We start from the raw sequence: 24,474 nt of genomic DNA on the forward strand, positions 1-24,474 counted from the left end.
AGCGGCCCGGCGCTCGGCCCGCGCCCGTACACGACGGCCGCGCGAACATGGAACGGACTCTGACATGACTGTCCCGTCATCAATCGCCAGACTGCTCAGCTGCCTGCTGCTGGCTGGCGCCGCCCACGCCCAGCCCAGGCAGATGGAAAAGCTCGATCGCGGCATCGTGGCGCTGGCGACAGCGTCGGGCGTCTTCGTCAGCTGGCGCTTGCTCGGCACCGAGCCCGCCGGCGTGCGCTTCAACATCTACCGCGATGGCAAGCGGGTCAACCGCGAGCCCCAGCCGCTGACCAGCCTCGTCGACGCGCAGGGCCGCAGCGACAGCCTCTACACGGTGCGCGCCGTCATCCAGGGCAAGGAGCTGTCGGCCTCGCCTGCCGCGGCACCCTGGAGCCAGCCTTATCTGCGCGTACCGCTGCATAAGCCCGAAGCTGGCGTCACGCCCGATGGCGTCGCCTACACCTACCAGGCGAACGACGGTGCGCCAGCCGATGTGGACGGCGATGGCGAGTACGAACTCATCGTCAAGTGGCAGCCCACCAATGCCAAGGACAACTCCCAGCGCGGCTACACCGGCAACACCTACGTGGACGCCTACAAGCTGGACGGCAGGCGGCTGTGGCGCATCGACCTCGGGCGCAATATCCGCGCCGGCGCCCACTACACCCATCTCGTGGCCTACGACCTGGATGGTGACGGCAAGGCCGAGATCATGATGAAGACGGCTGACGGCACAGTCGACGGACAAGGCAAGGTCATCGGCGACGCCCAGGCCGACCACCGCAACGCGAACGGCTATGTGCTGGCCGGGCCCGAGTGGATCACCGTCTTCAACGGCCTGACCGGCGCCGCCATGGCCACCGCCGACTACACACCGCCGCGCGGCGGGCAGGGCGAGGCCTGGGGCGACGCCTACGGCAACCGCGTCGACCGCTTCCTGGCCGGCGTGGCCTACCTGGACGGCGAGCGTCCCAGCGCGGTGTTCTCACGCGGCTACTACACCCGGGCCGTCATCGCCGCCTGGGACTGGCGCGATGGCAGATTGACGCAACGCTGGGTGTTCGACAGCGACGGTGATGAAGCCAGCAAACCCGCGGCCGGGCAGGGCGCCCACTGGTTCTCGGTGGCCGACGTGGATGGCGACGGCCGCGACGACATCATCTACGGCGCCGCCACCATCGCCAGCACCGGCAAGCTGCTCTACAGCACCGGCCTGTGCCACGGCGACGCGCTGCACGTCAGCGCCTTCGACCCGGCGCGCGAAGGCCAGCAGATCTTCATGGTGCACGAGAGCCCGCGCTGCTATGGCGAGCATGGCCTGGAGATGCACGATGCCGCCACCGGCAAGGTGCTGTGGAGCATGCCCGGCAAGAACACCGACGTCGGCCGCGGCGTCTGCTTCGACATCGACCCCGCCTACCCGGGCGCCGAATGCTGGGGCTCCGTCGGCGGCCTGATGAACGCGGGCGGCAAGCTCATCAGCGAGCAGCACCCCAACCGCTACAACTTCGCGATCTGGTGGGACGGCGACCTGCTGCGCGAGTCGCTGGACAATGTGGCCATCGACAAATGGAATCCCGCCGCCTTCAAGTTCGTGAACCTGCTCAACGGCAAGGCCTTCGGCGCCGCATCCAACAACGGCACCAAGGGCAACCCGGTGCTGTCGGCCGACCTCTTCGGCGACTGGCGCGAGGAAGTGGTCTGGCGCAACGAGGACAGCACCGCGCTGCTGATCTTCTCGACGGCCATTCCGACCGAGCATCGCCTCGTCACGCTGATGCACGACCCGCAGTACCGCGTGCAGGTGGCCGCCCAGAACGCCGGCTACAACCAGCCGCCCCACACGAGCTTTCATCTCGGCGCCGCGATGAAGCCGCCCCGCTACCTGCCCATCACGACGCCATGAAGCTTGTCGCCCTGCTCCTGCTGGCCTGGCTGACGGGCTGCGCCAGCGTCGAACCCGCGCCGCGCCCGCTGTACCGCGATCCCGTGCTGGACGGCGCTGCCGACGTGTCTCTCGTCTTCAACCGAGGGCTCAAGCGCTGGGAGATGTTCTATACCAACCGCCGTGCGACGTTGCGGCTGGACGATCCCAAGGACGTGAGCTGGGTGCACGCCACACCGATAGCCATCGCGACGACGGATGACGGCAACCATTGGCGCGCAGCCGGCGAGGCCAAGTTCCCCGCCGAATGCACCGGCCCCACGCTGTGGGCGCCCGAGATCCAGGACTTCGACGGCGTCTACCACCTGTGGCTGACCATCGTGCCCGGCGTGCACAAGAGCTGGACGGGCGAGCGCCGCATCGAGCACCTGACCAGCACCGACCTGCGCAGCTGGACCTGCGCCGGCCGCGTGGACCTGGGCTCGCCCAAGGTCATCGACGCCGCCGTCATCCGCGCGCCGCAGGGCGGCTGGCGCATGTGGTTCAAGGATGAGCAGGGCGGCAGCAAGCTCAAGGTTGCCGACAGCCCCGACCTGAAGGCCTGGACCGTGCGCGGCCCGGTGAGCCTGCTGCAGGGCGAAGGCCCGACGGTCTTCCAGTTCGTCGGCAAGTGGTGGCTGGTGGCCGACCTGTGGAAGGGCCTGCTCGTCATGCGCTCTGACGACGCTTTGAACTGGGAGGAGCAACCCACGCGGTTGCTGGCCGACACGGGGCTGCATCCGACAGACAGGGCCAAGGGCCAGCACCCCGGCGTGACGGTCGTGGCGGACCGGGCCTATCTCTTCTACTTCACCCACCAGGGCGGCGAGCCCGAGGCGAAGGCGGATGACCGCTGGCACCAGCGCACCGTCATCCAGGTGGCCGAGCTGAAGCTCGAGGACGGCTGGCTGACGGTGGACCGCAACGCGCCGCCGCCCGATCTGCGTCCCGCCTTCCAGGCGCGCTGATGCGCGCACTGCTGCTGGCCCTGCTGTGGGCGCTGGCCTTTGCGGCGCATGCCGGGCTCGGCATCGACACCAAGGCTTCGGCGGGCAGCATGCCGCTGGATGGTGTCGCCATCGTCCCGGCGCCGGATGCCGATCCGCTGGAAGCCTTTGTCGCCCAAGACCTCGCTCAGGACTTCAAACGCCTGGGGCTGCGGGTCGCCAGCAAAGCTGCCGTGCAGATCTGGATCGGCACCGCCGGCCGCCACCCGGCCATCGACGCCGCGGGCCTGGACCTGAGCCGGCTCAGGGGCTGCTGGGAATGCTTTCACATCGAGCTGCTGCATCACCCGGCCCCGGGCGTGAAGGCGGCCCTGGTCATCGCCGGCGCCGACCGGCGCGGCACGGCCTACGGCGTCTACACGCTGAGCCAGGCCCTGGGCGTGTCGCCCTGGCACTGGTGGGCCGACGTGGCACCGCTCAGGCGCGGCAAGCTGCACGTCAGCCTTGAAGCCCCCCTGCATGATGGCCCCGCCGTCAAATACCGCGGCCTCTTCATCAACGACGAGGACTGGGGCCTGCAGCCCTGGGCCGCGCTCACCTTCGAGCCCGAGGCCGGCACGCTGGGACCGAAAACCTACGAGCAGGTCTTCCGTCTGCTGCTGCGTCTGAAGGCCAACACGCTGTGGCCGGCCATGCACCAGGTCTCGGGCGCCTTCAATGCCGACCCGCGCAACGCGGCACTGGCGCAGCGCTACGGCATCGTCATGGGCTCCTCCCATGCCGAGCCGCTGCTGCGCAACAACGTGGCCGAATGGAAGGCGCCGCACGAGCAGTACAACTACGCGACGCATGCCGAGCAGGTGCGCGACTACTGGGCCGAGCGGCTGAAGACGAATGGCCGCAACGACAACCTCTACACCCTGGGCATGCGCGGCATCCACGACTCCGGCATGCAGGGTGGTGCCACGGTGGCCGAGAAGCAGGCGCTGCTGAACCGCCTGCTGGCCGATCAGCGCGAACTGATCGCGCAGCACGTCGGCGACCCGGCGCGGGTGCCCCAGATCTTCGTGCCCTACAAGGAGGTGCTGCCGCTGCTGCCCGGCCTGGCCCTGCCCGAGGACGTGACCCTGGTCTGGCCCGACGACAACTTCGGCTATGTCCGCCAGTTCCCCGACGCCGCCCAGGCGCAACGCAGCGGCGGCTCGGGCGTCTACTACCACCTGAGCTACCTCGGTGCGCCGCTGTCCTATCTGTGGCTGAGCACCACGCCGCCGGCCCTCGTCGCCGAGGAGATGGGCCGCGCCTTCGATGCGGGCGCGCAGCGGCTGTGGGTGGCCAATGCAGGCGACATCAAGCCCCACGAGGTCAACCTCAGCCATTGGTTCGACCTCGCCTGGAACCCGGCGGCCGTGCGCGCGCAAAGCCAGCAGGCCTGGCTGCAAGGCCTCGCCGCGCGGCTGTTCGGCGTGGCCGGCATCGGCGACATCTGGGACGGCTACTACCGCCTCAACTTCGAGCGCCGCCCGGAGCATCTGCAGTACCACCTGCCCGGCGAGCGCATGAAGCGCAGCGGGCTTTCGGCCCACGCCATCCAAGAGCGCCTGGGCCGCTTCGCGCAACTGCTCGGGCAACTCGACGCCCTGCGCCCGCGCATCGCGGCCTCGCAACGTGACGGCTTCTTTCAGCTCGTCGAATATCCGCTGCGCGCCTCGGCCCTGGCCAATGAGCGCTTCTTCGCGTTGGAGCGCTATGCCGCGACGCTGGAGCGCGACCCCACCGGCGCCCGCGTTTTCGCCGCGCAGGCCGCGCGATCCGACCGGCGCCTCAAGGCCTTGACCGCACGCTACAACGCGGGACGCTGGGCCGGCATCCTCGCCGAGGAGCCGGCCGACAACCTCTGGACCAGCTACCGCCAGCTGGCGCCGCTGCTGCCCGCGCCCGGCCTGGGCGGACAGGCACCCGATGCCTTGAAGGACCTGGCCCGCGCCGCCGCCGACCTCGCGCCGGTGGCCGCGGTGCGCACGCCGCCCGCGCTGCGATTGATGGCCTCGGGCGGCTGGCGCCCCATCCCCGGCCTTGGCCGTGGTGAGGGCGTGCTGAGCGCGCAGTGGCCCGGCGCAACGCTGGCGCTGCGAACCGACGTGGCGGCGGGCACCCACTGCCTGCGCGTGCATGTGTTGCCCACCTATCCGCTGGTGGCGGGCGCTGCGTGGCAGGCCGATGTGTTCATCGACGGCCAGGCCCATGCGCTGCGCTGGCCGCGTGGCGCCCAGGATGCTGTCTGGGCCCAAGGCGTACTGGGCAATCAATTGACGGCCACTTTGCCGCTGGCTGAACGCCCGGCCGGTCCCTTGCGCATCGAGATCAAGGCCGCCCAGCGCGACCTGATGTTCGACGGCGCCGACCTTCAACCCGGCGCCTGCCGCCCCTGACGCCGTGGTGAGGCGGCGTCGCACATTGGAGTTCCCATGAAAACAATCACTTCGGTCGCCCTGCTGCTGCTGGCCATGGCAGGCAGCGCACAGGCGCAGACGAGCTGCACCGCAGACTTTTCACTGCTGGGCCAGGGCCAGGTCAGCGTCGAGATCCGGCCGCGGCCGGACGGGCGCTTCGATGCCGTCGTCAACGGCAGCGTCACGAACGCGGGCACGGCGGCCGTGGAGGAAGACATCCGGCCGAACCTGAACCTCGCGGCCGATCCCCATGGCAAGGAGATCGCGCAGTTCAATGCCGCCGAGCGCTCCCTGGTTCACCTGCACAAGCTGCGCGAGGCGCCGTCGACGCGCGACGTGATCAAGATCCCGTTCGCGCCCGCCGACGTGAGGCGCATGAAGACCTTCGACCTCGCCGGCAAGACGGACAAGTTCGGTGGCCAGGTGCTGATGGAGGCCTTCGACGAGGGCGGCAAGTCGCTGGGCAAGGTGCTGCGCCGCGGGCTGGCGGGAACCTGCCGCTGACCACACCGCTTCAGAAGCGGTAGAGGTAGCCGGCAAACACGCCGGCGTGATAGCGGCTCTCCAGCAGCGGGCTGCGCTCCACCGGCTTGCCGAGCTTCAGGGCCGACATGTCCGCGAACAGCATGCCGCGCTCGCCGACCTCGTAGCTCAGGCGCAGGCCCAGCTCGGCCTGGCGCGCGCTGTTGCCGATGAAGACGGGCCGACCGGCGACCGCTTCGGTGGGCTTCACGCCGTAGTAGTACTCCACATATTTCTTGTCCACGCCGCGCACGCCCAGCCGCGGTGTCAGCGCCACGGGGCCCAGATCGAAGCGGCGCTCGAACTGCAGCTGCCAGACATTGCCCTTGCTGTGGCCCATGGTGTCGGCCACCCAGTCGAAGGACAGCTCGCCGAGCGGACTGTCCCAGACGGCCGCCGCGCCCAGCCACAGGCTGCCCTTGCGCTTGTCCATGCCGGCCAGATAGCTCGAGTCCTTGGCCGCATAGCCCTCGAAGCCGAAGCGCGAGCGCAGGCGCAGGCTGACGTCGCCCGCGCGGGCCAGCTTGAAGTCCACGGTCGGCAGCGCCACCGAGACCCAGTCGTTCTCGTAGATCAGCAGCGGCAGCACGCGCTTCTTGTCGTCCATGCCGCGGTAGGGCTGGCGGTCCACGCCGGCGACGATGCCGCCGAGCAGCAGGGGTTGCTTGGCCTCCTCGGCCAACGCGGGAAGGCAGATCAACAGCGCGGCGGTGAGCGGCAGGGCTTTTGCAGGCATCCAAAGTCCTTGGTGGTGACAACGCCGCGCAGGCTAGGGGCCGCGACTTAGCCCGGGATTAACCCTGGACGATGCCGTCCTCATGCAGCCTTAAGTCGGCCTCGTTAAGCTGCCGCGCATGCGCGCCCTGCTGGTGGAAGACGACGAGATGATCGGCAACAGCCTGACCCAGGCCCTGGGCCGGGCCGGCTGGTCGGTGGACTGGGTGCGCGACGGCGAACCGGCCCGCGCCGCCATGGCCGACGGCGGCTATGCCTGCGTGCTGCTGGACCTGGGCCTGCCGCGCCTGGACGGCCTCAGCCTGCTGCGCCAGCTGCGCGCCCGCGGCGAGCTGACGCCGGTGCTGGTGCTGACGGCCCGCGACGGCGTCGAGTCGCGCATCGAGGGGCTGGATCTGGGCGCCGACGACTACCTCGCCAAGCCCTTCGAATTCGGCGAGCTGCTGGCCCGCATGCGCGCCCTGCTGCGCCGGGCCAGCGGGGCGGCCCAGTCCCTGCTGGGCGTGGGCGCCGCCCTGCAGCTGGACCTCAACACCCGCGAGGCCCTGCGCGGCGGTGTGCGCGAGGCGCTGACGGCGCGCGAGTTCGCCCTGTTGCGCGCCCTGCTGGAGCGTCCCGGCGCCATCCTGTCGCGTGAGCAGCTGGAGCAGCGCATCTATGGCTGGGGCGAGGAGGTCGGCAGCAACATGATCGACGTCCTCATCCATGGCATGCGCCGCAAGCTGGGCGCCGATGCCATCCGCAATGTGCGCGGCCTGGGCTGGCGTGTCGCGCTGGCGGACGCCGCGTGACGGCCTCGCGTTCGCTGCGCGGCCAGCTGGTGTGGTGGCTGCTGCCGCTGCACCTGGCGACGACCGCGGCCATCGGCGGCACCTTCTATTACAGCTACGGCCGCATCGTCTATGGCTTCATGGACAACCAGATGCGATCGCTGGCGCATTCCCACGCGGCGCGCAGCTGCGCGAGCCTGGACACCCCGCTGCAGCCCACCGGGCCCGAGGTCTACGAGGCCGGCGGCTTCATCGTGCAGCTCTGGTGTGCGCGCGATCCCTCGCGCCGCGCCAGTTCCTGGCCTGCCCTCGACCTGCCTCTGCAGGAGGCGGGTTGGCATGCGGTGAGCGCCGGCGGCCAGGACTGGCTGGCCTACACCGTGCCCGCCGACGGCGGCGGCGAGCTGCGCGCCCAGGTGCTGCAGAGCGAGGGCTTCCGCCACGAGGAAGTGGGCGGGCGGGCGGTGCTGGCCAGCCTGTCGGGCCTGCTGTTGCTGCCGGTGGCGCTGCTGGTGCAGGGCAAGGTCATCGGACGCGCGTCGCGGCGCCTGCGCGAGGCGGCCCAGCAGCTGGCCCGGCGCGATGAGCACAGCCTCCATTCGACCGAACTGGCCGTGCCCGGCGAGATCGCGCCCCTGGTGCAGTCCTTTGAAACCGTGCTGGCGCGGCTGCGCGGTGCCCTGCTGTCCCAGCGCCGCTTCGTGCAGGACGCCGCCCACGAGCTGCGCACGCCGCTGACGGCCCTGAACCTGCAGCTGGAGAACCTGCGCCCCCACATGAGCGGCGCCCAGGCCGAGTTCGAGCAGCTGCAGCAGGGCATGCACCGGGCCCAGCATCTGGTGGAGCAGATGCTGAGCCTGTCGCGCCAGGAGGCGGCGCGCAGCGGCGCGGCCGGCGTGCTGCTGGACCTGCGCGTGCTGCTGCGCGCCAGCATCGGCCAGGCCATGCTGCTGGCCGACCGGCGCGGCATCGAGGTCGGCTTTGTGGACGAACTTGCAGGCGAGATCCTGCTGCCGGCCGTCGAAGGCGATCTGCGCAGCCTGTTCGACAACCTCATCGACAACGCGCTGCGCCACACGCCCTCGGGCGGCGAGGTCGAACTGCGCCTGCGGGCGGCCGGCGGTGCACGCTGGGTGGACGTGGTGGACAGCGGGCCGGGCCTGCCCGAGGCCATGCGCGAGCGCGTCTTCGACCGCTTCTTCCGCATGCCCGATGCGCCGGCCGGCGGCAGCGGCCTGGGCCTGGCCATTGCCCGCCAGGCGGGGCTCAGGCATGGGCTGCGCATCGAGCTGCTGGGCCGGGAAGATGGGCAGAACGGCCTGGTCGCCCGCGTCCACCTGCCTGGCGCCGACAGGCCCTAATTCCCAGCCAAGTCATGCCGCCTAGATTGGGCGGCATGAACACCGCCACACCCTCCCTCCTCATGCGCCGCGCGGCCTTCGGGCTGCTGCTGGTGCTGGCCCTCGCCATTGGCGCCGTGGCGCTGCGCTTCGCCTGGCCCGGCCAGCCCTTCGCGCCGCCGCTGCCCAATCTTTCGCTGCAGCGCGAGATCCTCATCGTGCACGCCGTCAGCGCAGGCCTGGCCCTGATGCTGGGGCCCTGGCAGTTCGCCACCCGGCTGCGCGCGAGCCGGCCGCGCTTGCACCGCATCATGGGCTGGGCCTATGCCGCCTGCCTGCTGGTGGGCGGACTCAGCGGGCTGCCGCTGGCGGTCGAGGCCATGGGCGGACCCTGGGCCCGCCTCGGCTTCGGCCTGCTGGCCCTGGCCTGGCTGGCCACCACCGCCATCGCGCTGTTCCATGTCCGCGCACGTCGCATCACCGAGCACCGGCGCTGGATGTTGCGCAGCTTCGCGTTGACAGCGGCCGGCATCACGCTGCGCTTGCAGCTCGGCCTGGCCGGGGTCTGCGGCGTGGCGGTGGAGGCGATCTACACGGCCGTTGCCTGGACCTGCTGGGTGCCCAATGCGCTGCTGGTGGAGCTGTGGCTGTGGCCCCGCCCCCGGCGAGAGCAAGCCAAGGCCGAGTGGGAGCCCACCCGCATCGGCGCGGACTGAGCCGGGGGCGCAGGTCAGCTGACATATCCAGGCAGGAGCCGCCCGGCCGCCGGGCAAGAATCCAGGCTCCCGTCGAGCCCGGAGATCCCTTCATGCAAGCGCATTGCCTGTGCGGCGCCGTCCGCTTCACCTCGCCGCCCGCCAGGGACATCGGCGTCTGCCACTGCGGCTTCTGCCGGCGCTGGGGTGGCGGCCCGCTGCTGGCCGTGCATTGCGGCGCCGATTTGCAGTTCGAGGGCCAGGAGCACATCGGCGTCTATGCCTCGTCCGAATGGGCCGAGCGCGCCTTCTGCAAGCACTGCGGCAGCCATCTCTTCTACAAGCTGCTGGCCACGGGCGAGTATTTCGTGCCGGCCGGCGTCTTCGAGACCCAGGACTTCGAGCTGGCCAGCCAGATCTATATCGACAAGAAGCCGGGCTATTACGAGTTTGCCAACCAGACGCCGATGCTGACCGAGCAGCAGGTCATCGAGCAGTACGCGCCGCCGGGCGAGGGCTGAGCCATGCCCATCGTCACGCTGACCGTCCGTAGCCCCAAGTCCGCCGAGTTCAAGAGCCAGGTGCTGGAGGCCATCCATGCCGCCCTGGTGGAGATCGGCGCCCATGCCAACGACCGCTTCCAGCGCGTCATCGAACTGGACGAGGCGGACTTCCGCTTCGACCCGGGCTTCCCCGATGTGCAGACGCGGCGCACCGGGGACTTCCTGCTGGTCGAGATCCTGCTGGGCGTGGGCCGCAGCGTGAAGATCAAGAAGCAGCTCCTGGCCGGCATCACTCGGCGCCTGGGCGAACTGGGCCATGACCCCGAGAACCTGATGGTGGTCTTCCAGGACCTGCCCTGGGAGAACTTCTCACCCGCCGGCGGGCGGCTGCCACACGCCTAGGCCGGGGTAGAACTCTTCGTTCCTCGCTCGGCCAAGGCCCGCCAGATCACCATCGTGCGGGCTGTCCGGCTCGGTGGCTTGGGGATGCGTCCTGGCAGCAGCAGGTCCATGCCGTGGATGACGCGGGCGAGGAAGGGAAGGGCGAACACCAGTGGCAGGGCCATCAGCCGCAGAGATTCAGGGGAGCCTGCTCGGAACTTGAACAATTGGTGGACGGAGAACGGCAGCGTGTGCACATACTGAGAAAGCTGCATCGTGATGGCGATATACCAGTCGGCATCCACGCCGCTCATCTGGCAGCGTTGACGCCGACTCAGATGGAAGTCCGGTGGGTCGCTGCGCCGAAGTCGCAGCCTCAGCTCCGCTTCCAGCGGGGCTGGCAGCGTGGCGAGGTACTCGTGTGATTCCAGCGCTAGCTGCAGCCGCGCTGCGTCAGTGCGGATTCCAGCAATGGCCGGGTCGCTGGAGCCAACTCCAGCCAGCATCCTTAGCCGCCGCGTCGCGTCATGCAACTCCCAGAGCCGGATGCGAAAACCTCGTTCCGAGTCCGTCATCGGATGGCCGGCGACATACTCGAAGGCGTCGTGGGCCTCGACAATGCAGCGCGCAACGGCCGACATGGACGACAGGTCCCAAAGCTCGCCGGGATGTTGCTGGCCGGGATTGGGGGACAACTGGCGCAGCGAGGCACAGTGGGCCAAGAGCTTGACAAAGATCTGCTCGCCATAGCTCACGTGGGGCTCATCAAGCGACAGCCCGGTCAGCGCAGCCGAAGCCGCCTTGCCATGCTCGAGCACGGCGTCGAACTCGCGCAACTTTGAGCGGTAGTCGTTCCAGGTATTGATCTCTTGCAGCATCTTGATTGGGGGCCCCGACAAGCGCGCAAGATTAGGCGAAGTTTGGCGTCCCCAGTTTTTCGTCCATCCAGCGGGCCGCCAGCGCGGGCCATTGGCCGTGCGTGCCGGCCAGGCCGCGCAGCGCGAAGCCGTGCTCGGCCTGGGGGAAGACATGGGCTTCCACGTCCAGCCCGTGCTGCGCTGCGGCCGTGATGAGGTTGAGGGCGTGCTGAACGGGCACGACGGCGTCGTGCAGGGCGTAGGCCAGGAAGACCGGGCAGCGCGGCAGCCCACGCGGCTCGGTGGCGATGCCCAGGGGCCAGTCGTCGTAGAAGGCCTGCTTCTCGGGCGGCGCGAAGTCGGGCTTGGCCGGCGGGAACTTGTGGTTGCGGTGGTTGGCGTTCAGCGGCGCGTAGGCGATGACGGCGCCAGCACACGCGCGCTGGCAGGCCATGACGCCGGCCAGGTGGCCGCCGGAGGACAGACCCACATGCAGCAGCGGCAGCGGCGGCAGGGCAGCGAGGTGGTCCAGCGCCAGCAGGCCGTCCTGCAGCGCGATGTCGAAAGCCTGGCCCTGCTGGCCGGGCAGGCGGTGCACCAGCACATAGGCGTCGAGGTCCAGCGTGTTCAGCCAGTGTGCGATCTCGACGCCTTCCTTGTCGTGCATCAACTGCAGATAGCCGCCGCCGGCATAGACCAGGGCGCGGCCGCGGGCCGGCGTCGGCGAAGGATAGGCATGCAGTTCGGCGCGCGTCGGGCGGCGGCAGATGCGGTCGGGCGCGTCGCCCTCGAAGACATTGGGCGCCCCGGCCGACAGTGCGATGACGCTCATCTCTGCGTTTCCCGCAGCGGCAGGCCGAAGTCCGGCATGCCCTCTGCCGTGAAGGCCAGCGGCTGAACGCGCGTGGCGCGGCCCGTGTCCTTCAGCGGGTCGCCGACGATGTCGCGGTAGTTGCGCGCATGGAAGACGTTCAGCACCGAACCATCGGGTTCAACGAGAAAGCTGTTGTGGCCGGGGCCGTAGATGCCGTGCTCGGCGCTGCTGGCGAAGACGGGGCCGGGGGATTTGCGCCAGGACTTCGCTGCCATCAGGTCGGCGCTCTCGTCGGCCCACAGCAGGCCCAGGCAGTACTCGGCGCCGGTGCCGGCCGCCGAGTAGCTGATGAAGACGCGGCCGCCGTGGACGAGCACGGCCGGTGCCTCGTTGACGACATGCCGAACCTTCTCCCAGGCGTAGTCGGGCTGGCTCAGCCGCAGTTGCGGGCCTTGCAGTTCCGTCGGGCTCTTCATGCGCGACAGGAAGAGATCGGTGCTGTGGTTCTTCTTGGCCGGGTCGGTCTGGGCCCAGGCCATGTAGCGATGGCCGCGATGCTCGAAGACCGTGGCATCCAGCGTGAAGCTCTCCCAGGACGTCTTGATCTGGCCGCGCTCGGCCCACTCGCCCTGCATGGGGTCGGGCGAGGTGTTCTCCAGCACCCACAGGCGGATCTTCCACGGCGCCTTCGCTTCGCCAGCGCTGAAGTAGACGAACCAGCGGCCGTCGAGGAAATGCAGCTCGGGCGCCCAGATGTGGCGGCTCATGGGGCCGCTGTCGTGCTTGCGCCAGATGACCTGGGGTTCGGCCGTGGCGAGACCGGCGATGCTGCGCGCGCGGCGCAATTCCAGCCGGTCGTATTCGGGCACGGTGGCCATCAGGTAGACCCAATCGCCCTGGCGCAGGATCTGCGGGTCGGCGCGCTGCGGGATGAGGGGATGGGGCCAGCCCGGTGGCTGCGCCAGGGCCGGCAGCGCCGGGGCCAGCAGCGCGAGCAGGCTGCGTCGCGACAGTCTCATTTCGTGCCCGCCTTGTAGTGCTCGGCCATCACGTCGAAGGCCATCTTGCGCTGCCCGGTCTCGGAGATCAGGCCCTTGCGGTTCCAGCCGTTCTGGTAGACCGGATGCTCGCGGCGCGGCGAGCGGAAGTCCTTCAGCACCCAGGGCGACAGGCCGCGCAGATTGGGAATGCGGCCCAGCATGGCCAGCGTGGCGCGGTAGTAGGCGGCCTGGAATTCCTCGCTCCATTTCTTGGGCTCGGCGCCGAGGTCGTGATGACCGGCCAGCGCGTCGGCACCAAATTCGGAGATGACGAGAGGCTTGTCGGCGGGCAGCGCCCAGCGCAGCCTGGCCAGGTCCTGGAGGCTGTCGCCGCCGTACCAGCCCGCGTAGGTGTTGACGGCCATCACGTCCAGATGCGGCAGCAGCGGGTCGGCGATGCGCACGGTGTCACCCTCGCGCTCCACCAGCAGCGCGGCGCTGATCAGTCGGCTCGGGTCCAGCTCGCGCACGGTGGCGGCCAGCGCGGCGTGGAAGCGCGTGCGGTTGTCGGCCACCGGGGTCTCGTTGCCCACGCTCCACAGGGCCAGGGCCGCACGGTTGCGGTCACGGTAGATCGTCTCGGCCTGCATGCGGCGCGCCTTCAGCAGCACGGCCGGGTTGTCCCAGTCGACCGTCCAGTAGACGGGGATCTCGCTCCACACCAGCAGGCCGAGCTCGTCGGCGGCGCGCAGCATGGTTTCGTTGTGCGGGTAGTGGGACAGGCGCACATAGTTGCCGTTCAGTCCCTGCTTCACCTCATTGAGCAGCGCGCGCGCAGCGGCGTCGGTCAGGCGGCGCGCGGGGTTGGCGCCCAGCTCTTCCTCGTGGATGGAGACGCCGCGCAAGCTGATGGGCTTGCCATTGAGCAGAATGTCGGCGCCCTTGACGGCCAGGGTGCGAAAGCCGATGCGTTCGTTCACCGCGTCGGCACCGGCAGCGAAGCGCACCGCATAGAGCTGCGGAGATTCGGGCGACCAGCGCTTCAGCGCAGCCGGCGCGGCGATGTCGAAGCGCGCTTCCCCGTTCTTGTCCGTGGTGGCCTGGGCCTTGAGATTCAGCGCCTCGATCTGCAGGCCGACCGCCTGGCCCGCGGCCTGCGGGCCATGGAGCTGCAGGCTGCCCACCAGACGGCCGGCGTCGGTCAGGCGCAGCGTCGCGTCGTCGATGAAGGTGGCGGGCGCGCGGATGAGCTTCACGGGCCGCGTGATGCCGCCATACAAGTCCCAGTCGGTGATCTCGCCAGGGATGCTTTGCGCGTCGTGCTTCGAATCCACGCCGACGACCAGCCGGTTGCCGCTGGCGCGCAGCGCGTCGGTCACCTCCAGCACGAAGGGCGTGAAGCCGCCTTCGTGACGGCCGACCTCCTTGCCGTTCAGGTAGACATGGGCGCGGTAGTTGACGGCTTCGAAGCGCAGGAAGCTGCGCTCGCCGGGCCTGGCCGCGGCGGCGTCAAAGCGGCGCTGGAACCAGATCAGCCCGTCGTACCAGCGCAGCTCGGGCTCGGCCGAGTTCCACGCGCCGGGGATCTGCAGGCCCGGTGCGCGGTCCAGGTCGAACTCGAAGAAGGCCGTGCCGGGCCTGGCCTCCTCGGCGGCGATGTCCACATCGCGGTGGCGCTGCATGCGCGACTTGGCGACCCAGCCGTTGATGTCGGTCAGGCCGGTGCGGTAGTAGTCCCTGGAATAGGTCCAGCGGCCGGACAGGTCCTGCACCTCGGCGCGCTGGCCGGTCAGCAGCAGGGGAGGGCGCAGCGTGTCGGCGAACGCGGGCGCGGCGACCAGCGCCAGCAGTGCGAGGAGATGGCGCATCACGGCTGCACTTCCAGCACGAGCACGGACTTGGCCGGCGCGGTCAGCGCCAGCACGCCGCCCCTGGCCTCGGCCGTGAAGGGCTGGGGCTTCACGCGGTCAGGCGCGCCGAACCCGTTCTCGGCGTCCGTCGTCGCGGCGGTCAGGAGCTGGCCGGTCACGGCGCGCACGCCCTTGCCGCCCACCGCGAGCTGCAGCGGCAGGTCTTGCCTGGGGTGGGTGTTCGTCAGGCTCAGGATGAGCTTGCCGTCCGCGCGCTTCGCCGCGCTCGCGCTCAGCGCCGGGATGCTGTATTTGCCCAGGGCGTAATCGGGTACGCCGGCCAGCTGCACGGGCAGCGAGGTCGCGTCCATGAAGGGCAGATGCATGGCGAACGCGTGGTAGCTGGGCGTCAGCACCATGCGCGCCCCGTCGGTGACGATCATGGCCTGCAGCACATTGACCATCTGCGCGATATTGGCCATCTTCACGCGCTCGGCATGGCGGTGGAAGACATGGAAGTGCAGGGCGGCCAGCACCGCGTCGCGCAGCGTGTTGCGCTGGACCAGGAAGCCGGGGTCGGTGCCGGGTTCGGGGTCGTACCAGCTGCCCCACTCGTCGAAGTAGATGGCGAGCTTCTTCGCCGGATCGTTGCGATCCAGGATGTCGCGGTGTTTGGCGAGATAGGCGTCGACGGTCTGCGGCACGGCCAGCGTCGAGATCCATTCGGCCTCGGGGAAGGCGGTGGCGGCGCCCTTCTTCTTCCAGTCGCGCGTGGGCAGCGAGTATTGGTGGTGCGTGATGGCGTCCATGCGCTGCTTGACCTCGGCGCTCAGCGTCTCGGTCCAGTTCAGCTCCAGCTCCTGGCCGCCACTGGCGACCAGCTTGGGCCGGTTGCCGCGCGGCGCCTTGGCAAAGGTCGACCAGTGCCGGTAGAGGTCGGCGTAGTAGGCGGGCTTCATGTGGCCGCCGCAGCCCCAGCTCTCGTTGCCTATGCCCCAGTAGTGCACGCGCCAGGGCTTGTCGCGGCCATTGGCGCGGCGCTCCCGGGCCAGGGCCGTGTCGCCCTCGGCCGTCAGGTACTCCAGCCATTCGGCCATTTCCTGCACGGTGCCGGAGCCGAGATTGGCGTTGAGATGGACCTCGGTGCCGAGCTGCTCGGCGAGGTCCATGAATTCATGCGTGCCCACCGCGTTGGGCTCGATGACGCCGCCCCAGCTGGTGTTGACGCGCGGTGGGCGCTTGGCCTGTGGGCCGATGCCGTCGCGCCAGTGGTATTCGTCGGCGAAGCAGCCGCCGGGCCAGCGCACCACGGGCACCTGGAGTGCTTTCAGCGCGCCCACGACGTCGCTGCGCCAGCCGCGCACATTCGGAATGCCGGAGCCTGGCCCCACCCACAGGCCGCCGTAGATGCCGCTGCCGAGATGCTCGGCGAACTGGCCGTAGATCTGGCGGGCGATGACGGGCCCGGGCTGACCGGCCTGGATGTCGAGCTTCACCGGCTCCGCCGCCTGGGCGGCAAGCGTGGCGGCGAGGCTGAAGGCGAGGAGGAGGCGCTGGGCTGTCGACATGCAATCAGCCCGGGAAGTGGAAGACGGCGGGCAGCTCCCATTGGCGCGGCTTGTTGCCGGGCTCGACCTCCATCAGCGGGGCCATGTAGTCCCACCAGCGGCGCATGACGGGCAGGGTGGGCAGTTCGTCGATGGGATGGCCCGGCTTGAGCTTGAGCACCGCGAACAGGCTCAGCGTGCTCTCGTCCAGGAAGATGGAGTAGTCGTGGATGCCGGCGCCGCGCAGCGCCTCGGCCAGCTCCGGCCAGAGTTCGTCGTGGCGCTTTTTGTACTCGGCCACGACGCCGGGTTTGAGCTGCATCTTGAAGGCGCGGATCTCGTCACTCATCGCTCGTCTCCTTGTTACTCAATGTCCTGTTCGGCCATGGGCAGGTCCGACACGTCGCGGCGGCGCAGGGCGGGGTCCAGGCGCTGGCAGTCGGTGGCCAGGCCAGCCAGCTCGCAATGCGCGCCCATCGCGATGGGCGTGCCCAGGCGCAGGCGGCAGTCGGCGTCGAAACGCCAGCCGCGCACGTCCTGCAGGTGGCCGCCCCGGCGGGCCTCGATGTCCAGGCCGCTGAAATGGAAGCGGCGCAGAGGCGCCTCGGCCATGGCGTCCACCTGGAAGGCCACCTCGACGCCGCGGGCCTGCAGGCCGGCGATGAGCACGCCGTCGACCTGGGTGCGGCCCTGCTCGGGCGGCACGGGCTGGGCCAGGGCCAGCCAGTGAGGCGGGGCCGCCGCCCTTTCATGGTCGGGGATGCGGGCCTGGCTGTAGGCGGGGTTCCAGTTCATCGTCGCGCGCAGGGCGACGCGCACGTCGTGCAGGCTGAGGTCGCTGATGCTGACGTCGGTGATGAAACCGCCGCGGGTCGGCGCCGACTTGAACAGCAGGCCGACCGGGACAGGCGCGTGCACTGTGATGTGCTGCGCCGTGATGCGGCGGAAGCCGCCGGAGGTTTCGCTGCCGAAGGTCAGGCCGGCGGCGCCCTCGCGGACGGTGCAGTCGCTGATGTCGATGTCCTCGCAGGGCCGCGCGACGCGCAGGCCGTCGGCGTCGCGGCCGGCTTTCAGGCAGAGGGCGTCGTCGTTGACGGCGATGTCGGCGCGGCGGATGGCGACGCGGCGCGAGGAGTCGATGTCGATGCCGTCGGTCGACGGGCCGCGCGCGTCGCCGTCGTTGTTGCGGATGGTGACGCCGTCGACGGTGACGTCTTCCGAGTAGCAGAGATGCAGGGTCCAGAAGCCCGAACGGCGCAGCAGCAGGCCCTCGCCGATGTGGACGCGGGCCGACTCGAAGACCTGGATCAGGCGCGGGCGCTGGCAGTCGTAGTCGGACGCCCAGCGCAGGCCGCGCTGTTCGTAGGCGGCGCGCAGTCGCCAGTAGCTGTCCCAGAAGACCTGGCCATCGCCGTCGATGCAGCCTTCACCGACCAGGCCGACATCCTGCTCGCCATAGATGTTGACGAGGGCCACCGGCCAGCGCATCTCGATGCCGGCGACGCGGGTGGGCAGCAGCGGGTAGTCCGCCAGGTCGCGCGAGCCCAGCAGCGTGGCGCCGCGCTCCAGCCGCAGCGTCATGCCGCTCTTCAGGAAGAGGGCGCCGGTGAGGTAGGTGCCGGGCGGCAGGCGCAGCGTCGTGCGCCCGAGCGCCGCGGCGTCGATGGCGGCCTGCAGCGCCCGCGTGTCGAGCGTAATGCCGTCGCCGCGTGCGCCAAAGGCCTGGGCATTCATCTCATTGGGCATGGCCGTAATGAATGGTTGCGGGCCGAGCGCCGGGCCGCTCCCTAGCCGGCCCGCTCTGGCGATGTGCGTGCCGGTCGAGCCGGCATGCATCGCCGTCCCCTCGGGGGCTGAGGCCGGACACAGCGCGCCCAGTGGGCGCGGTGTGCCTGCCGAAGCGCTGCGGCCACTGGCCGCGGCGCGGTCCAGGCCAAGGTACCCCTTGGACGAGGGGCACCACGGTCTAAACGATGCCGCTGCCGCTGGCACCCGCTTTCGGGGGACGCTTCACGGCAACCTTTTCGCGGTAGCCGCTGGCGCGGTAGGCCGCGACCGGATCGACCGCACCGCCGGTACGCAGGCGCGCCATCGCGAGGATGGGGCTGACGTCGGTGCGGAAGGCCTTCTTCAGGGCCTGGGCCGACTGCAGCGCGTCATTGGCTTCCTGGAAGCCGGCCAGCGCGGCGCGGTCCACGAGCGAAGCCTGCACAAAGGCGCGCTGCACTTCGACGGCGCTGCTCATCAGGCTTTCGATGGGATCGGTCACGTTGTGCGACTGATCCAGCATGTAGGCGGGCTTGAAGCTGCCATCGCGCAGCGTGGCGTCGGCCAACTCGTTGAAGACGAGGAAGAGCTGGAAGGGGTCGATGGAGCCAGAATCCAGATCGTCGTCGCCGTACTTGCTGTCGTTGAAATGGAAGCCGCCGAGCTTGCCGAACTGGGCCAGGCGCGCCACGATCATCTCGATATTGGTGTTGGGCGCATGGTGGCCCAGGTCCACCAGGCACTTGGCCTTGTCGCCCAGCGTTTGCGCAGCGGCGAAGCTGGTGCCCCAGTCGGCGATGACGGTGCAGTAGAAGGCCGGCTCGAACAGCTTGTGCTCGATATACATCAGCCAGTCGTCGGGCAGGGCGGCGTAGATGCCCTTGGCGCTGTCCAGATAACGCTCCAGCGCGCCGCGCAGATTGTGCTGGCCGGGGAAGTTGGCGCCGTCGCCCACCCAGACCGTCAGGCCCTTGGAGCCCAGCGTCTTGCCCAGCTCGATGCAGTCGATGTTGTGGGCCACCGCCTGCTCGCGGGCGGCCTGGCTTTGCGAGGTCAGGCTGCCGTATTTGTAGCTGTGGGCCTGGCCGGCCTGGTCCTGGAAGGTGTTGGAGTTCACCGCATCGAAGCTCAGGCCCAGGCTGTCGGCCTGCTGGCGCAGGGCCATGGGGTCGGCCGGCTTGTCCCAGGGGAAATGCAGGGACACGGTGGGCGTGGCGCGCGTCAGCTGATGGATGACGGCGCAGTCCTCCAGCTTCTCGGTCACGTCGCGCGGCTCGCCCTTGCCGGGGAAGCGGGCGAAGCGGGTGCCACCCGTGCCGACACCCCAGCTGGGCAGAGCGACGGCAAAGGTCTGGGCCTTGGCCGTCAGCGCCTCGATGTCCACGCCGCGGCGCGACAGCATGCCGCCGAGGGCGTCATAGTCGGCTTGCAGCGTGGCGCGCTGAGCGGCGTTGTGCTGCTCGAGTTGGGCCCCGTCGATGATTTGCGTCGTCATGTTTGTCTCCTGCCCGCCGATTCTTAGCGAGTAAAGGCCGCGGCGTTGCCGGCATCCACGTTCAGCACATTGCCGGTGCTCTTGCCGGACTTGTCGCTGGCCATGAAATACACCGCTTCGGCGATGTCTTCGGGCAGCACGCTGAGCTTGAGCATGCTGCGCTGGCGGTAGAACTCTTCGATGTTGTCGGCCTCGATCTTGTTGGAGGCTGCGCGCTCCTCCTTCCACTTGCCGTCCCAGATGCGCGAGCCGCGGATGACGGCGTCGGGGTTGACGACGTTGACGCGCACGCCGATGGACGCACCTTCCAACGCGATGCAGCGGGCCAGGTGGATCTCTGCTGCCTTGGCGGTGCAATAGGCCGAGGCGCCGGCGGAGGCGACCAGGCCGTTCTTGCTGGCCACGAAGACCATGCTGCCGCCGATCTTCTGCTGCTTCATCAGGCGGAAGGCGCCGCGGCTGACGAGGAAGTAGCCGGTCACGAGGATGTTCTGGTTGCGGTTCCAGATCTCCAGCGTGGTGTCTTCCAGCGGCGCGGCGGAGGCGATGCCGGCGTTGGACACGAGGATGTCCAGGCCGCCAAAGCGCAGCGAGGTGGCCGACAGCAGGGCTTCGACTTCCGATTCCGAGGTGATGTCGCCCCGCACGGCGGCGACGCTGTCCTTGCCGCCAACCTTGACCAGGGCCTGGCGCGCTTCCTCCAGCGCCTCGGCATCGATGTCGGTCAGCATCACGCAGGCGCCTTCCTGCAGCAGCTGGCGGGCCACGGCCTGGCCGATGCCGCCCGCGCCACCGGTGACCAGGGCCACGCGGCCGGCCAGGCTCTTGGGCTTGGGCATGCGCTGCAGCTTGGCTTCCTCGAGCAGCCAGTATTCGATGTCGAAGGCCTCCTGCTCGGGCAGGCCCACATACTTGTCCACGCCATTGGCGCCGCGCATCACGTTGATGGCGTTGATGTAGAACTCGCCGGCGATGCGGGCCGTGGCCTTGTCCTTGGCGAAGGACAGCATGCCCACGCCGGGGATCAGGTAGATGACGGGGTTGGCATCGCGCACGGCCGGGCTGTTGGCACGCTTGCAGCGCTCGTAATAGGCCGTGTAGTCGGCGCGGTAGGCCTCCAGGGCTGCATCCAGCCCGGCCAGCAGTGCATCGACATCGGGCTTGGCGGGGTCGAAGTCCAGCACCAGCGGGCGGATCTTGGTGCGCAGGAAGTGGTCGGGGCAGGAGGTGCCCAGGGCCGCCAGCTTGGGCAAGTCGTTGCTGGCGACGAACTCCAGCACCGCGGCGCTGTCGTTGAAGTCGCCGAGCTTGCGCTCGCCGGCGCTGATGCGGCCGCGCAGCGCGGGCATCAGCTTGGCGGCGAGGGCCGCACGCTCCTCAGCGGGCAGGGTGATGGTCTTGACGCCGCCGAACACCGGCTGCTTGACGTTCTCGGCCAGCCATTGCTCGGCCAGGCGGATCATTTCCAGCGTGATCTCGTAGCAGGACTTGGCCGTGTCGCCCCAGGTGAACAGACCGTGGCCTTCCAGGATGATGCCCTTGAGCTGGGGCTGGGACGTGGCCAGGGCCTCGAGCTTGAGGCCGAGGTCATAGCCGGGGCGCTGCCAGGGCAGCCAGCCCAGCTGGCCGCTGAAGATGACCTCGGTCAGGCGGCGGCTGTCGGCGCAGGCGGCGATGGCGATGATGGCGTCGGGGTGCATGTGGTCGACATGCGCCTTGGGGATATAGGCATGCAGGGGGGTATCGATACTCGCCGCACGCGGATTCAGATTGAAGGTGCAGTGCGGCAGATAGTCCACCATCTCGTCTTCATGTTCCAGGCCGCGATAACGCTTTTTCAGCGCCTGCAGCTTGTCCATATAGAGCGTGGAGAAACCATCCAGCTTGATGGAACCCAGGTCGCCGCCCGAGCCCTTGACCCACAGCACCTCGACATCCTCGCCCGTCAGGTGGTCGCGCATCTTCACCTTGGCCGAGGTATTGCCGCCGCCGAAATTCGTCACGCGCAAATCCGAACCGAGCAGATTGGAGCGATAGAGCAGCAGTTCGGGCTCGCTCAGTTTTGCCGCCACGGCATCGTCCCATTTCGAGACGATGGGGGTTTGTGCGGGAGTTTGGGAATTTGCAGTCATCAGCTTGCCTGTATTCGATCCGTCATTCATCCCCTGGAGCGCTTCATGCGCTTCGGGGCCCGCCTTTTGCGGGTTGGCGGAACGCAGTGTGGGCCGAAACCGGGGCCCATGCGCAGGCCGGATGCAGTAAATCAAAAGGATGATCGAAAGCGGGCGCCGCCCCGTCGCCGCTCACGAAACGCTCACGGCCGTGAGCGTTTGCTGATTGACGCTGTCATGCGGCTGACGTAATCTGCACTTGGAACAGCGTTTCACCCAAGCTTTGATTGCTTCTGAGCGTGAGTGGAGAGGGCTGTTGTGGCCGGCGCCTACGCTCACCGGCCGTGACCGAGGACCTGGCCCGAGCCGGGCCGCCAAGCCAAGCGACATCTGCCCTGTAGAGGCTGGATGCCATACAACGAGACAACGGTCGCCGCCGGTTTCGCCGGGACGCCCGATAAAGGTGATCCTCATGATCAATCACAAGCGCCACAAGCGTCTGCTCAAACTGCTGGATGAGCGTGAGCACGCCAGCGTGCAGCAATTGATGGAATGGTTGTCGGCTTCGGCCGCGACGGTGCGGAGAGATATTTCCTGGTTGGCCGCGAAAAACCAGCTGACGCGCACCCGGGGCGGCGCGCAAAGGCTGGAGCAAAAGAAAAAGTCCTACACGCTGTCGAGCGAGACTTTTCAAAGCAATGCCCAGCAGAATACTGCCGCCAAGCGCGCCATTGCCCGTTATGCCACCTCGATGTGCAATAACGGAGAAACCATCATCATCAATGGTGGCACCACCACTTTCATGATGGCGGAGTTTCTCGTCGAGAAACAGCTGAAGATTCTGACCAATTCCTTCCTGATGGCCGAGCGCCTGCTCGTCACCAGCGACAACGAAATCATTCTGCCCGGCGGCAAGGTCTACCGCGAGCAGAACGTCATCCTCAGTCCCTTCGAGAACGACGTCGCCCAGCACCATTACGCGGCCAAGATGTTCATGGGCGTCTATGGCCTGTCCATCCTGGGCCTGATGGAGGCCGACCCGCTGCTGATCCAGGCCGAGAAGCGCCTCATCGGCCAGGCCGAGGAACTGGTCGTGCTGGTGGACAGCTCCAAGTTCCAGCGCAAGGCCGGCCTGGTGCTCTGCGGCCTGAACCGGGTCTCCACCGTCATCACCGACACCGGTGCCTCCGACAGCGCGGTGCAGCTGCTGGAGCATTACGGCGTGCGCGTCATCACCGTGGAGCCCGAAGCCGTGGACCCTCGAGTGGTCGAGGCGTCGGCGATGAGCTCGCATGACTACGCGGCGGTGCTGGAGTCCGGCGCGTATGGACGCCATGCGGCGCTGAACTCTTGAGCGCTCCCGGTACCGTCGTCCTCGACATCGGCAAGACCAACGCCAAGCTCACCCTCATCGACGCGGCTGGCAGGACGCTGGCCGAGCGGCGCACGCCCAACACGGTGCGCCGCGATGGGCCCTACCCTCACCACGACACGGAACGACTGTGGGCGTGGATGCTGGGCCAGCTGCGTGAGCTGTCGACCCTGGCTGACGTGCGCGCCATCGTGCCCGTGACCCATGGCGCGACGGCCGCGCTGATCGACGACAGCGGCCTGGTGCTGCCGGTGCCCGACTACGAGCATGTGCCCGGCGACGCCGGCGACGCGGCGCGTTACGACGGCTTGCGGCCCGCCTTCGAGGAGAGCGGCTCGCCTCAGCTGCCGGCCGGCCTGAACCTGGGCCGCCAGCTGGACTGGCTGCAGGCGCGCTTCCCCGCCGAGTTCGCGCGAGCCAGGCATGTGCTGATGTACCCGCAGTACTGGGCCTGGCGCTTCAGCGGCGTGGCGGCGAGCGAGGTCACGTCCCTGGGCTGCCATACCGATCTGTGGCGGCCCCGCCAGCGCGCCTGGTCGTCCCTGGTCGAGCGCCAGGGCTGGCAGCAACTCTTCCCGCCGCAGCGCGAGGCCTGGGCGCGGCTGGGCCGGCTGCGCGGCGACGTCGCGGCCGACACGGGCCTGGCCGAAGACTGCGAGATCGTCTGCGGCATCCATGACAGCAACGCCTCGCTGCTGCGCCATCTGCTGACGCTGCAACAGAGCGGGCCCTGCACCGTGCTGTCCACCGGCACCTGGGTCATCGCCGCGGCCCTGGGTTCGGTGACACGGCCCCTGGTCGAGGCCCAGGACATGCTGGACAACTGCAATGTGTTTGGCGATGCCGTGCCCTGCATCCGCTTCATGGGCGGGCGCGAGTTTGCTGCCATCGCCGGAGCGGAGCCGGCTGCATTTGGCGTCGAGGAGCTGCAGCGCCTCATCGCGCGACAGACCCTGGCCTTGCCCTGCTTTGCCGAAACCGGCGGCCCCTTCGCGGGCCAGGCCGGCCGCATTGCCGGGCCGGCGCCGGCCACGCCGGCCGAGCAGGCGGCGCTCGCCACCCTCTATGTCGTGCTGATGACCGACCATTGCCTGGGCGCCTTGGGCGCACGAGGCCGCGTCGTTGTCGAAGGCGCGTTCACGGCCAATCCCTGGTTTGGCCCGCTGCTGGCCGGCTTGGCCGACGGGCGTGAGGTGACCGTGTCCGACGACAGCAGCGGCACGACCTGTGGCGCCTGGCTGCTCGACGCCTGGGGCCGAGCGCCGGAGGCTGCGTCTGCGCCGGTCGCCGCGCACGACCTGCCGGGTTGGCGTGCCTATCGCGATGTCTGGCGCACCCACGCCGGCGCGCACTGATCAGCCCCCAAGTCAAAGGGCCGGCCTCTGCGAGACCGGCCCTTTTCGCTTGGGTG

At 69.0% G+C, this 24,474-nt stretch carries 21 protein-coding genes; 11 read left to right on the forward strand and 10 right to left on the reverse strand.

Annotated elements, in window-relative coordinates; translation table 11 throughout:
• The first annotated feature begins 64 nt into the window (after window positions 1–64).
• Genes AC07OY_RS02180 through AC07OY_RS02195 form a run of 4 tightly spaced genes read left to right on the forward strand, consistent with a single transcriptional unit; the run spans window position 65 to window position 5,828 of the window.
• A complete protein-coding gene (locus AC07OY_RS02180) occupies window positions 65–1,906 on the forward strand; it encodes a rhamnogalacturonan lyase (RefSeq protein ID WP_495040879.1) in 1,842 nt (613 codons plus the stop codon).
• On the forward strand, window positions 1,903–2,892 hold the full coding sequence (locus AC07OY_RS02185; RefSeq protein WP_495040880.1) for a hypothetical protein: 990 nt from the start codon (window positions 1,903–1,905) through the stop codon (window positions 2,890–2,892). Before AC07OY_RS02180 ends, AC07OY_RS02185 begins: the two co-directional genes overlap by 4 nt.
• The gene (locus AC07OY_RS02190; protein ID WP_495040881.1) at window positions 2,892–5,303 is read left to right on the forward strand and encodes a glycosyl hydrolase 115 family protein; all 2,412 of its coding nucleotides are present in this window, start codon (window positions 2,892–2,894) and stop codon (window positions 5,301–5,303) included. The genes AC07OY_RS02185 and AC07OY_RS02190 overlap by 1 nt, the downstream gene beginning before the upstream one ends.
• 36 nt (window positions 5,304–5,339) lie before the next feature.
• On the forward strand, window positions 5,340–5,828 hold the full coding sequence (locus AC07OY_RS02195) for a hypothetical protein (protein ID WP_495040882.1): 489 nt from the start codon (window positions 5,340–5,342) through the stop codon (window positions 5,826–5,828).
• Window positions 5,829–5,838: 10 nt separating this feature from the next.
• Here AC07OY_RS02195 and AC07OY_RS02200 read toward each other — a convergent pair whose 3' ends face one another.
• Complete coding sequence (locus tag AC07OY_RS02200; RefSeq protein WP_495040883.1) at window positions 5,839–6,582, reverse strand: MipA/OmpV family protein; 744 nt, start codon at window positions 6,580–6,582, stop codon at window positions 5,839–5,841.
• 118 nt (window positions 6,583–6,700) lie between these two features.
• Here AC07OY_RS02200 and AC07OY_RS02205 point away from each other — a divergent pair, with 118 nt between their 5' ends.
• The 5 genes from AC07OY_RS02205 (at window position 6,701) to AC07OY_RS02225 (ending at window position 10,291) form a co-directional block, all read left to right on the forward strand.
• Window positions 6,701–7,372 (forward strand): response regulator, encoded by a 672-nt coding sequence (locus AC07OY_RS02205; RefSeq protein WP_495040884.1) that lies wholly within the window; start codon window positions 6,701–6,703, stop codon window positions 7,370–7,372.
• Window positions 7,369–8,712, forward strand: a complete 1,344-nt coding sequence (locus AC07OY_RS02210) for a sensor histidine kinase (RefSeq protein ID WP_495040885.1) — start codon at window positions 7,369–7,371, stop codon at window positions 8,710–8,712. The genes AC07OY_RS02205 and AC07OY_RS02210 overlap by 4 nt, the downstream gene beginning before the upstream one ends.
• 35 nt (window positions 8,713–8,747) lie before the next feature.
• Window positions 8,748–9,407: a DUF2306 domain-containing protein gene (locus tag AC07OY_RS02215; RefSeq protein ID WP_495040886.1), complete on the forward strand. Its 660-nt coding sequence runs from the start codon at window positions 8,748–8,750 to the stop codon at window positions 9,405–9,407.
• Between the two features lie 92 nt (window positions 9,408–9,499).
• Window positions 9,500–9,907: a GFA family protein gene (locus tag AC07OY_RS02220; RefSeq protein WP_495040887.1), complete on the forward strand. Its 408-nt coding sequence runs from the start codon at window positions 9,500–9,502 to the stop codon at window positions 9,905–9,907.
• Between the two features lie 3 nt (window positions 9,908–9,910).
• The gene (locus AC07OY_RS02225; RefSeq protein WP_495040888.1) at window positions 9,911–10,291 is read left to right on the forward strand and encodes a tautomerase family protein; all 381 of its coding nucleotides are present in this window, start codon (window positions 9,911–9,913) and stop codon (window positions 10,289–10,291) included.
• Here AC07OY_RS02225 and AC07OY_RS02230 read toward each other — a convergent pair.
• The 9 genes from AC07OY_RS02230 to AC07OY_RS02270 form a co-directional block, all read right to left on the reverse strand.
• The gene (locus tag AC07OY_RS02230; RefSeq protein WP_495040889.1) at window positions 10,288–11,148 is read right to left on the reverse strand and encodes a hypothetical protein; all 861 of its coding nucleotides are present in this window, start codon (window positions 11,146–11,148) and stop codon (window positions 10,288–10,290) included. The two genes, AC07OY_RS02225 and AC07OY_RS02230, sit on opposite strands and share 4 nt — an antisense overlap.
• A gap of 31 nt (window positions 11,149–11,179) precedes the next feature.
• The gene (locus AC07OY_RS02235; RefSeq protein WP_495040890.1) at window positions 11,180–11,959 is read right to left on the reverse strand and encodes an alpha/beta hydrolase family protein; all 780 of its coding nucleotides are present in this window, start codon (window positions 11,957–11,959) and stop codon (window positions 11,180–11,182) included.
• On the reverse strand, window positions 11,956–12,960 hold the full coding sequence (locus AC07OY_RS02240) for a glycoside hydrolase family 43 protein (RefSeq protein WP_495040891.1): 1,005 nt from the start codon (window positions 12,958–12,960) through the stop codon (window positions 11,956–11,958). Before AC07OY_RS02240 ends, AC07OY_RS02235 begins: the two co-directional genes overlap by 4 nt.
• Window positions 12,957–14,789 (reverse strand): glycoside hydrolase family 2 protein, encoded by a 1,833-nt coding sequence (locus AC07OY_RS02245; RefSeq protein WP_495040892.1) that lies wholly within the window; start codon window positions 14,787–14,789, stop codon window positions 12,957–12,959. Before AC07OY_RS02245 ends, AC07OY_RS02240 begins: the two co-directional genes overlap by 4 nt.
• Window positions 14,789–16,339 (reverse strand): alpha-N-arabinofuranosidase, encoded by a 1,551-nt coding sequence (locus AC07OY_RS02250; protein WP_495040893.1) that lies wholly within the window; start codon window positions 16,337–16,339, stop codon window positions 14,789–14,791. Before AC07OY_RS02250 ends, AC07OY_RS02245 begins: the two co-directional genes overlap by 1 nt.
• A gap of 4 nt (window positions 16,340–16,343) precedes the next feature.
• Entirely contained in the window at window positions 16,344–16,667 is a 324-nt protein-coding gene (locus AC07OY_RS02255; RefSeq protein WP_495040894.1) for an L-rhamnose mutarotase, read from the reverse strand.
• Window positions 16,668–16,681: 14 nt separating this feature from the next.
• Entirely contained in the window at window positions 16,682–18,064 is a 1,383-nt protein-coding gene (locus tag AC07OY_RS02260) for a glycoside hydrolase family 28 protein (RefSeq protein WP_495040895.1), read from the reverse strand.
• A 220-nt stretch (window positions 18,065–18,284) separates the two neighbouring features.
• Entirely contained in the window at window positions 18,285–19,580 is a 1,296-nt protein-coding gene (gene rhaI, locus AC07OY_RS02265; RefSeq protein ID WP_495040896.1) for an L-rhamnose catabolism isomerase, read from the reverse strand.
• A 23-nt stretch (window positions 19,581–19,603) separates the two neighbouring features.
• Window positions 19,604–21,712, reverse strand: a complete 2,109-nt coding sequence (locus AC07OY_RS02270; RefSeq protein WP_495040897.1) for a bifunctional rhamnulose-1-phosphate aldolase/short-chain dehydrogenase — start codon at window positions 21,710–21,712, stop codon at window positions 19,604–19,606.
• Window positions 21,713–21,950: 238 nt separating this feature from the next.
• Here AC07OY_RS02270 and AC07OY_RS02275 point away from each other — a divergent pair, with 238 nt between their 5' ends.
• Together AC07OY_RS02275 and AC07OY_RS02280 are read left to right on the forward strand one after the other, a co-directional pair.
• Complete coding sequence (locus AC07OY_RS02275; RefSeq protein ID WP_495040898.1) at window positions 21,951–23,045, forward strand: DeoR/GlpR family DNA-binding transcription regulator; 1,095 nt, start codon at window positions 21,951–21,953, stop codon at window positions 23,043–23,045.
• On the forward strand, window positions 23,042–24,418 hold the full coding sequence (locus AC07OY_RS02280) for an FGGY-family carbohydrate kinase (RefSeq protein ID WP_495040899.1): 1,377 nt from the start codon (window positions 23,042–23,044) through the stop codon (window positions 24,416–24,418). The genes AC07OY_RS02275 and AC07OY_RS02280 overlap by 4 nt, the downstream gene beginning before the upstream one ends.
• Window positions 24,419–24,474: the final 56 nt, after the last annotated feature.

This window comes from Roseateles sp. GW821-FHT09H10 (assembly GCF_059415865.1).

Bases quoted from the DNA above. Each gene is read 5' to 3' on its own strand.
- AC07OY_RS02215 (WP_495040886.1), top strand. From the start codon at position 8,748: ATGAACACCGCCACACCCTCCCTCCTCATGCGCCGCGCGGCCTTCGGG.
- AC07OY_RS02225 (WP_495040888.1), top strand. From the start codon at position 9,911: ATGCCCATCGTCACGCTGACCGTCCGTAGCCCCAAGTCCGCCGAGTTC.
- AC07OY_RS02200 (WP_495040883.1), bottom strand. From the start codon at position 6,582: ATGCCTGCAAAAGCCCTGCCGCTCACCGCCGCGCTGTTGATCTGCCTT.
- AC07OY_RS02245 (WP_495040892.1), bottom strand. From the start codon at position 14,789: ATGCGCCATCTCCTCGCACTGCTGGCGCTGGTCGCCGCGCCCGCGTTC.
- AC07OY_RS02220 (WP_495040887.1), top strand. From the start codon at position 9,500: ATGCAAGCGCATTGCCTGTGCGGCGCCGTCCGCTTCACCTCGCCGCCC.
- AC07OY_RS02260 (WP_495040895.1), bottom strand. From the start codon at position 18,064: ATGCCCAATGAGATGAATGCCCAGGCCTTTGGCGCACGCGGCGACGGC.
- AC07OY_RS02195 (WP_495040882.1), top strand. From the start codon at position 5,340: ATGAAAACAATCACTTCGGTCGCCCTGCTGCTGCTGGCCATGGCAGGC.
- AC07OY_RS02205 (WP_495040884.1), top strand. From the start codon at position 6,701: ATGCGCGCCCTGCTGGTGGAAGACGACGAGATGATCGGCAACAGCCTG.
- AC07OY_RS02255 (WP_495040894.1), bottom strand. From the start codon at position 16,667: ATGAGTGACGAGATCCGCGCCTTCAAGATGCAGCTCAAACCCGGCGTC.
- AC07OY_RS02235 (WP_495040890.1), bottom strand. From the start codon at position 11,959: ATGAGCGTCATCGCACTGTCGGCCGGGGCGCCCAATGTCTTCGAGGGC.
- AC07OY_RS02250 (WP_495040893.1), bottom strand. From the start codon at position 16,339: ATGTCGACAGCCCAGCGCCTCCTCCTCGCCTTCAGCCTCGCCGCCACG.
- AC07OY_RS02185 (WP_495040880.1), top strand. From the start codon at position 1,903: ATGAAGCTTGTCGCCCTGCTCCTGCTGGCCTGGCTGACGGGCTGCGCC.
- AC07OY_RS02230 (WP_495040889.1), bottom strand. From the start codon at position 11,148: ATGCTGCAAGAGATCAATACCTGGAACGACTACCGCTCAAAGTTGCGC.
- AC07OY_RS02180 (WP_495040879.1), top strand. From the start codon at position 65: ATGACTGTCCCGTCATCAATCGCCAGACTGCTCAGCTGCCTGCTGCTG.
- AC07OY_RS02270 (WP_495040897.1), bottom strand. From the start codon at position 21,712: ATGACTGCAAATTCCCAAACTCCCGCACAAACCCCCATCGTCTCGAAA.
- AC07OY_RS02240 (WP_495040891.1), bottom strand. From the start codon at position 12,960: ATGAGACTGTCGCGACGCAGCCTGCTCGCGCTGCTGGCCCCGGCGCTG.
- rhaI (WP_495040896.1), bottom strand. From the start codon at position 19,580: ATGACGACGCAAATCATCGACGGGGCCCAACTCGAGCAGCACAACGCC.
- AC07OY_RS02190 (WP_495040881.1), top strand. From the start codon at position 2,892: ATGCGCGCACTGCTGCTGGCCCTGCTGTGGGCGCTGGCCTTTGCGGCG.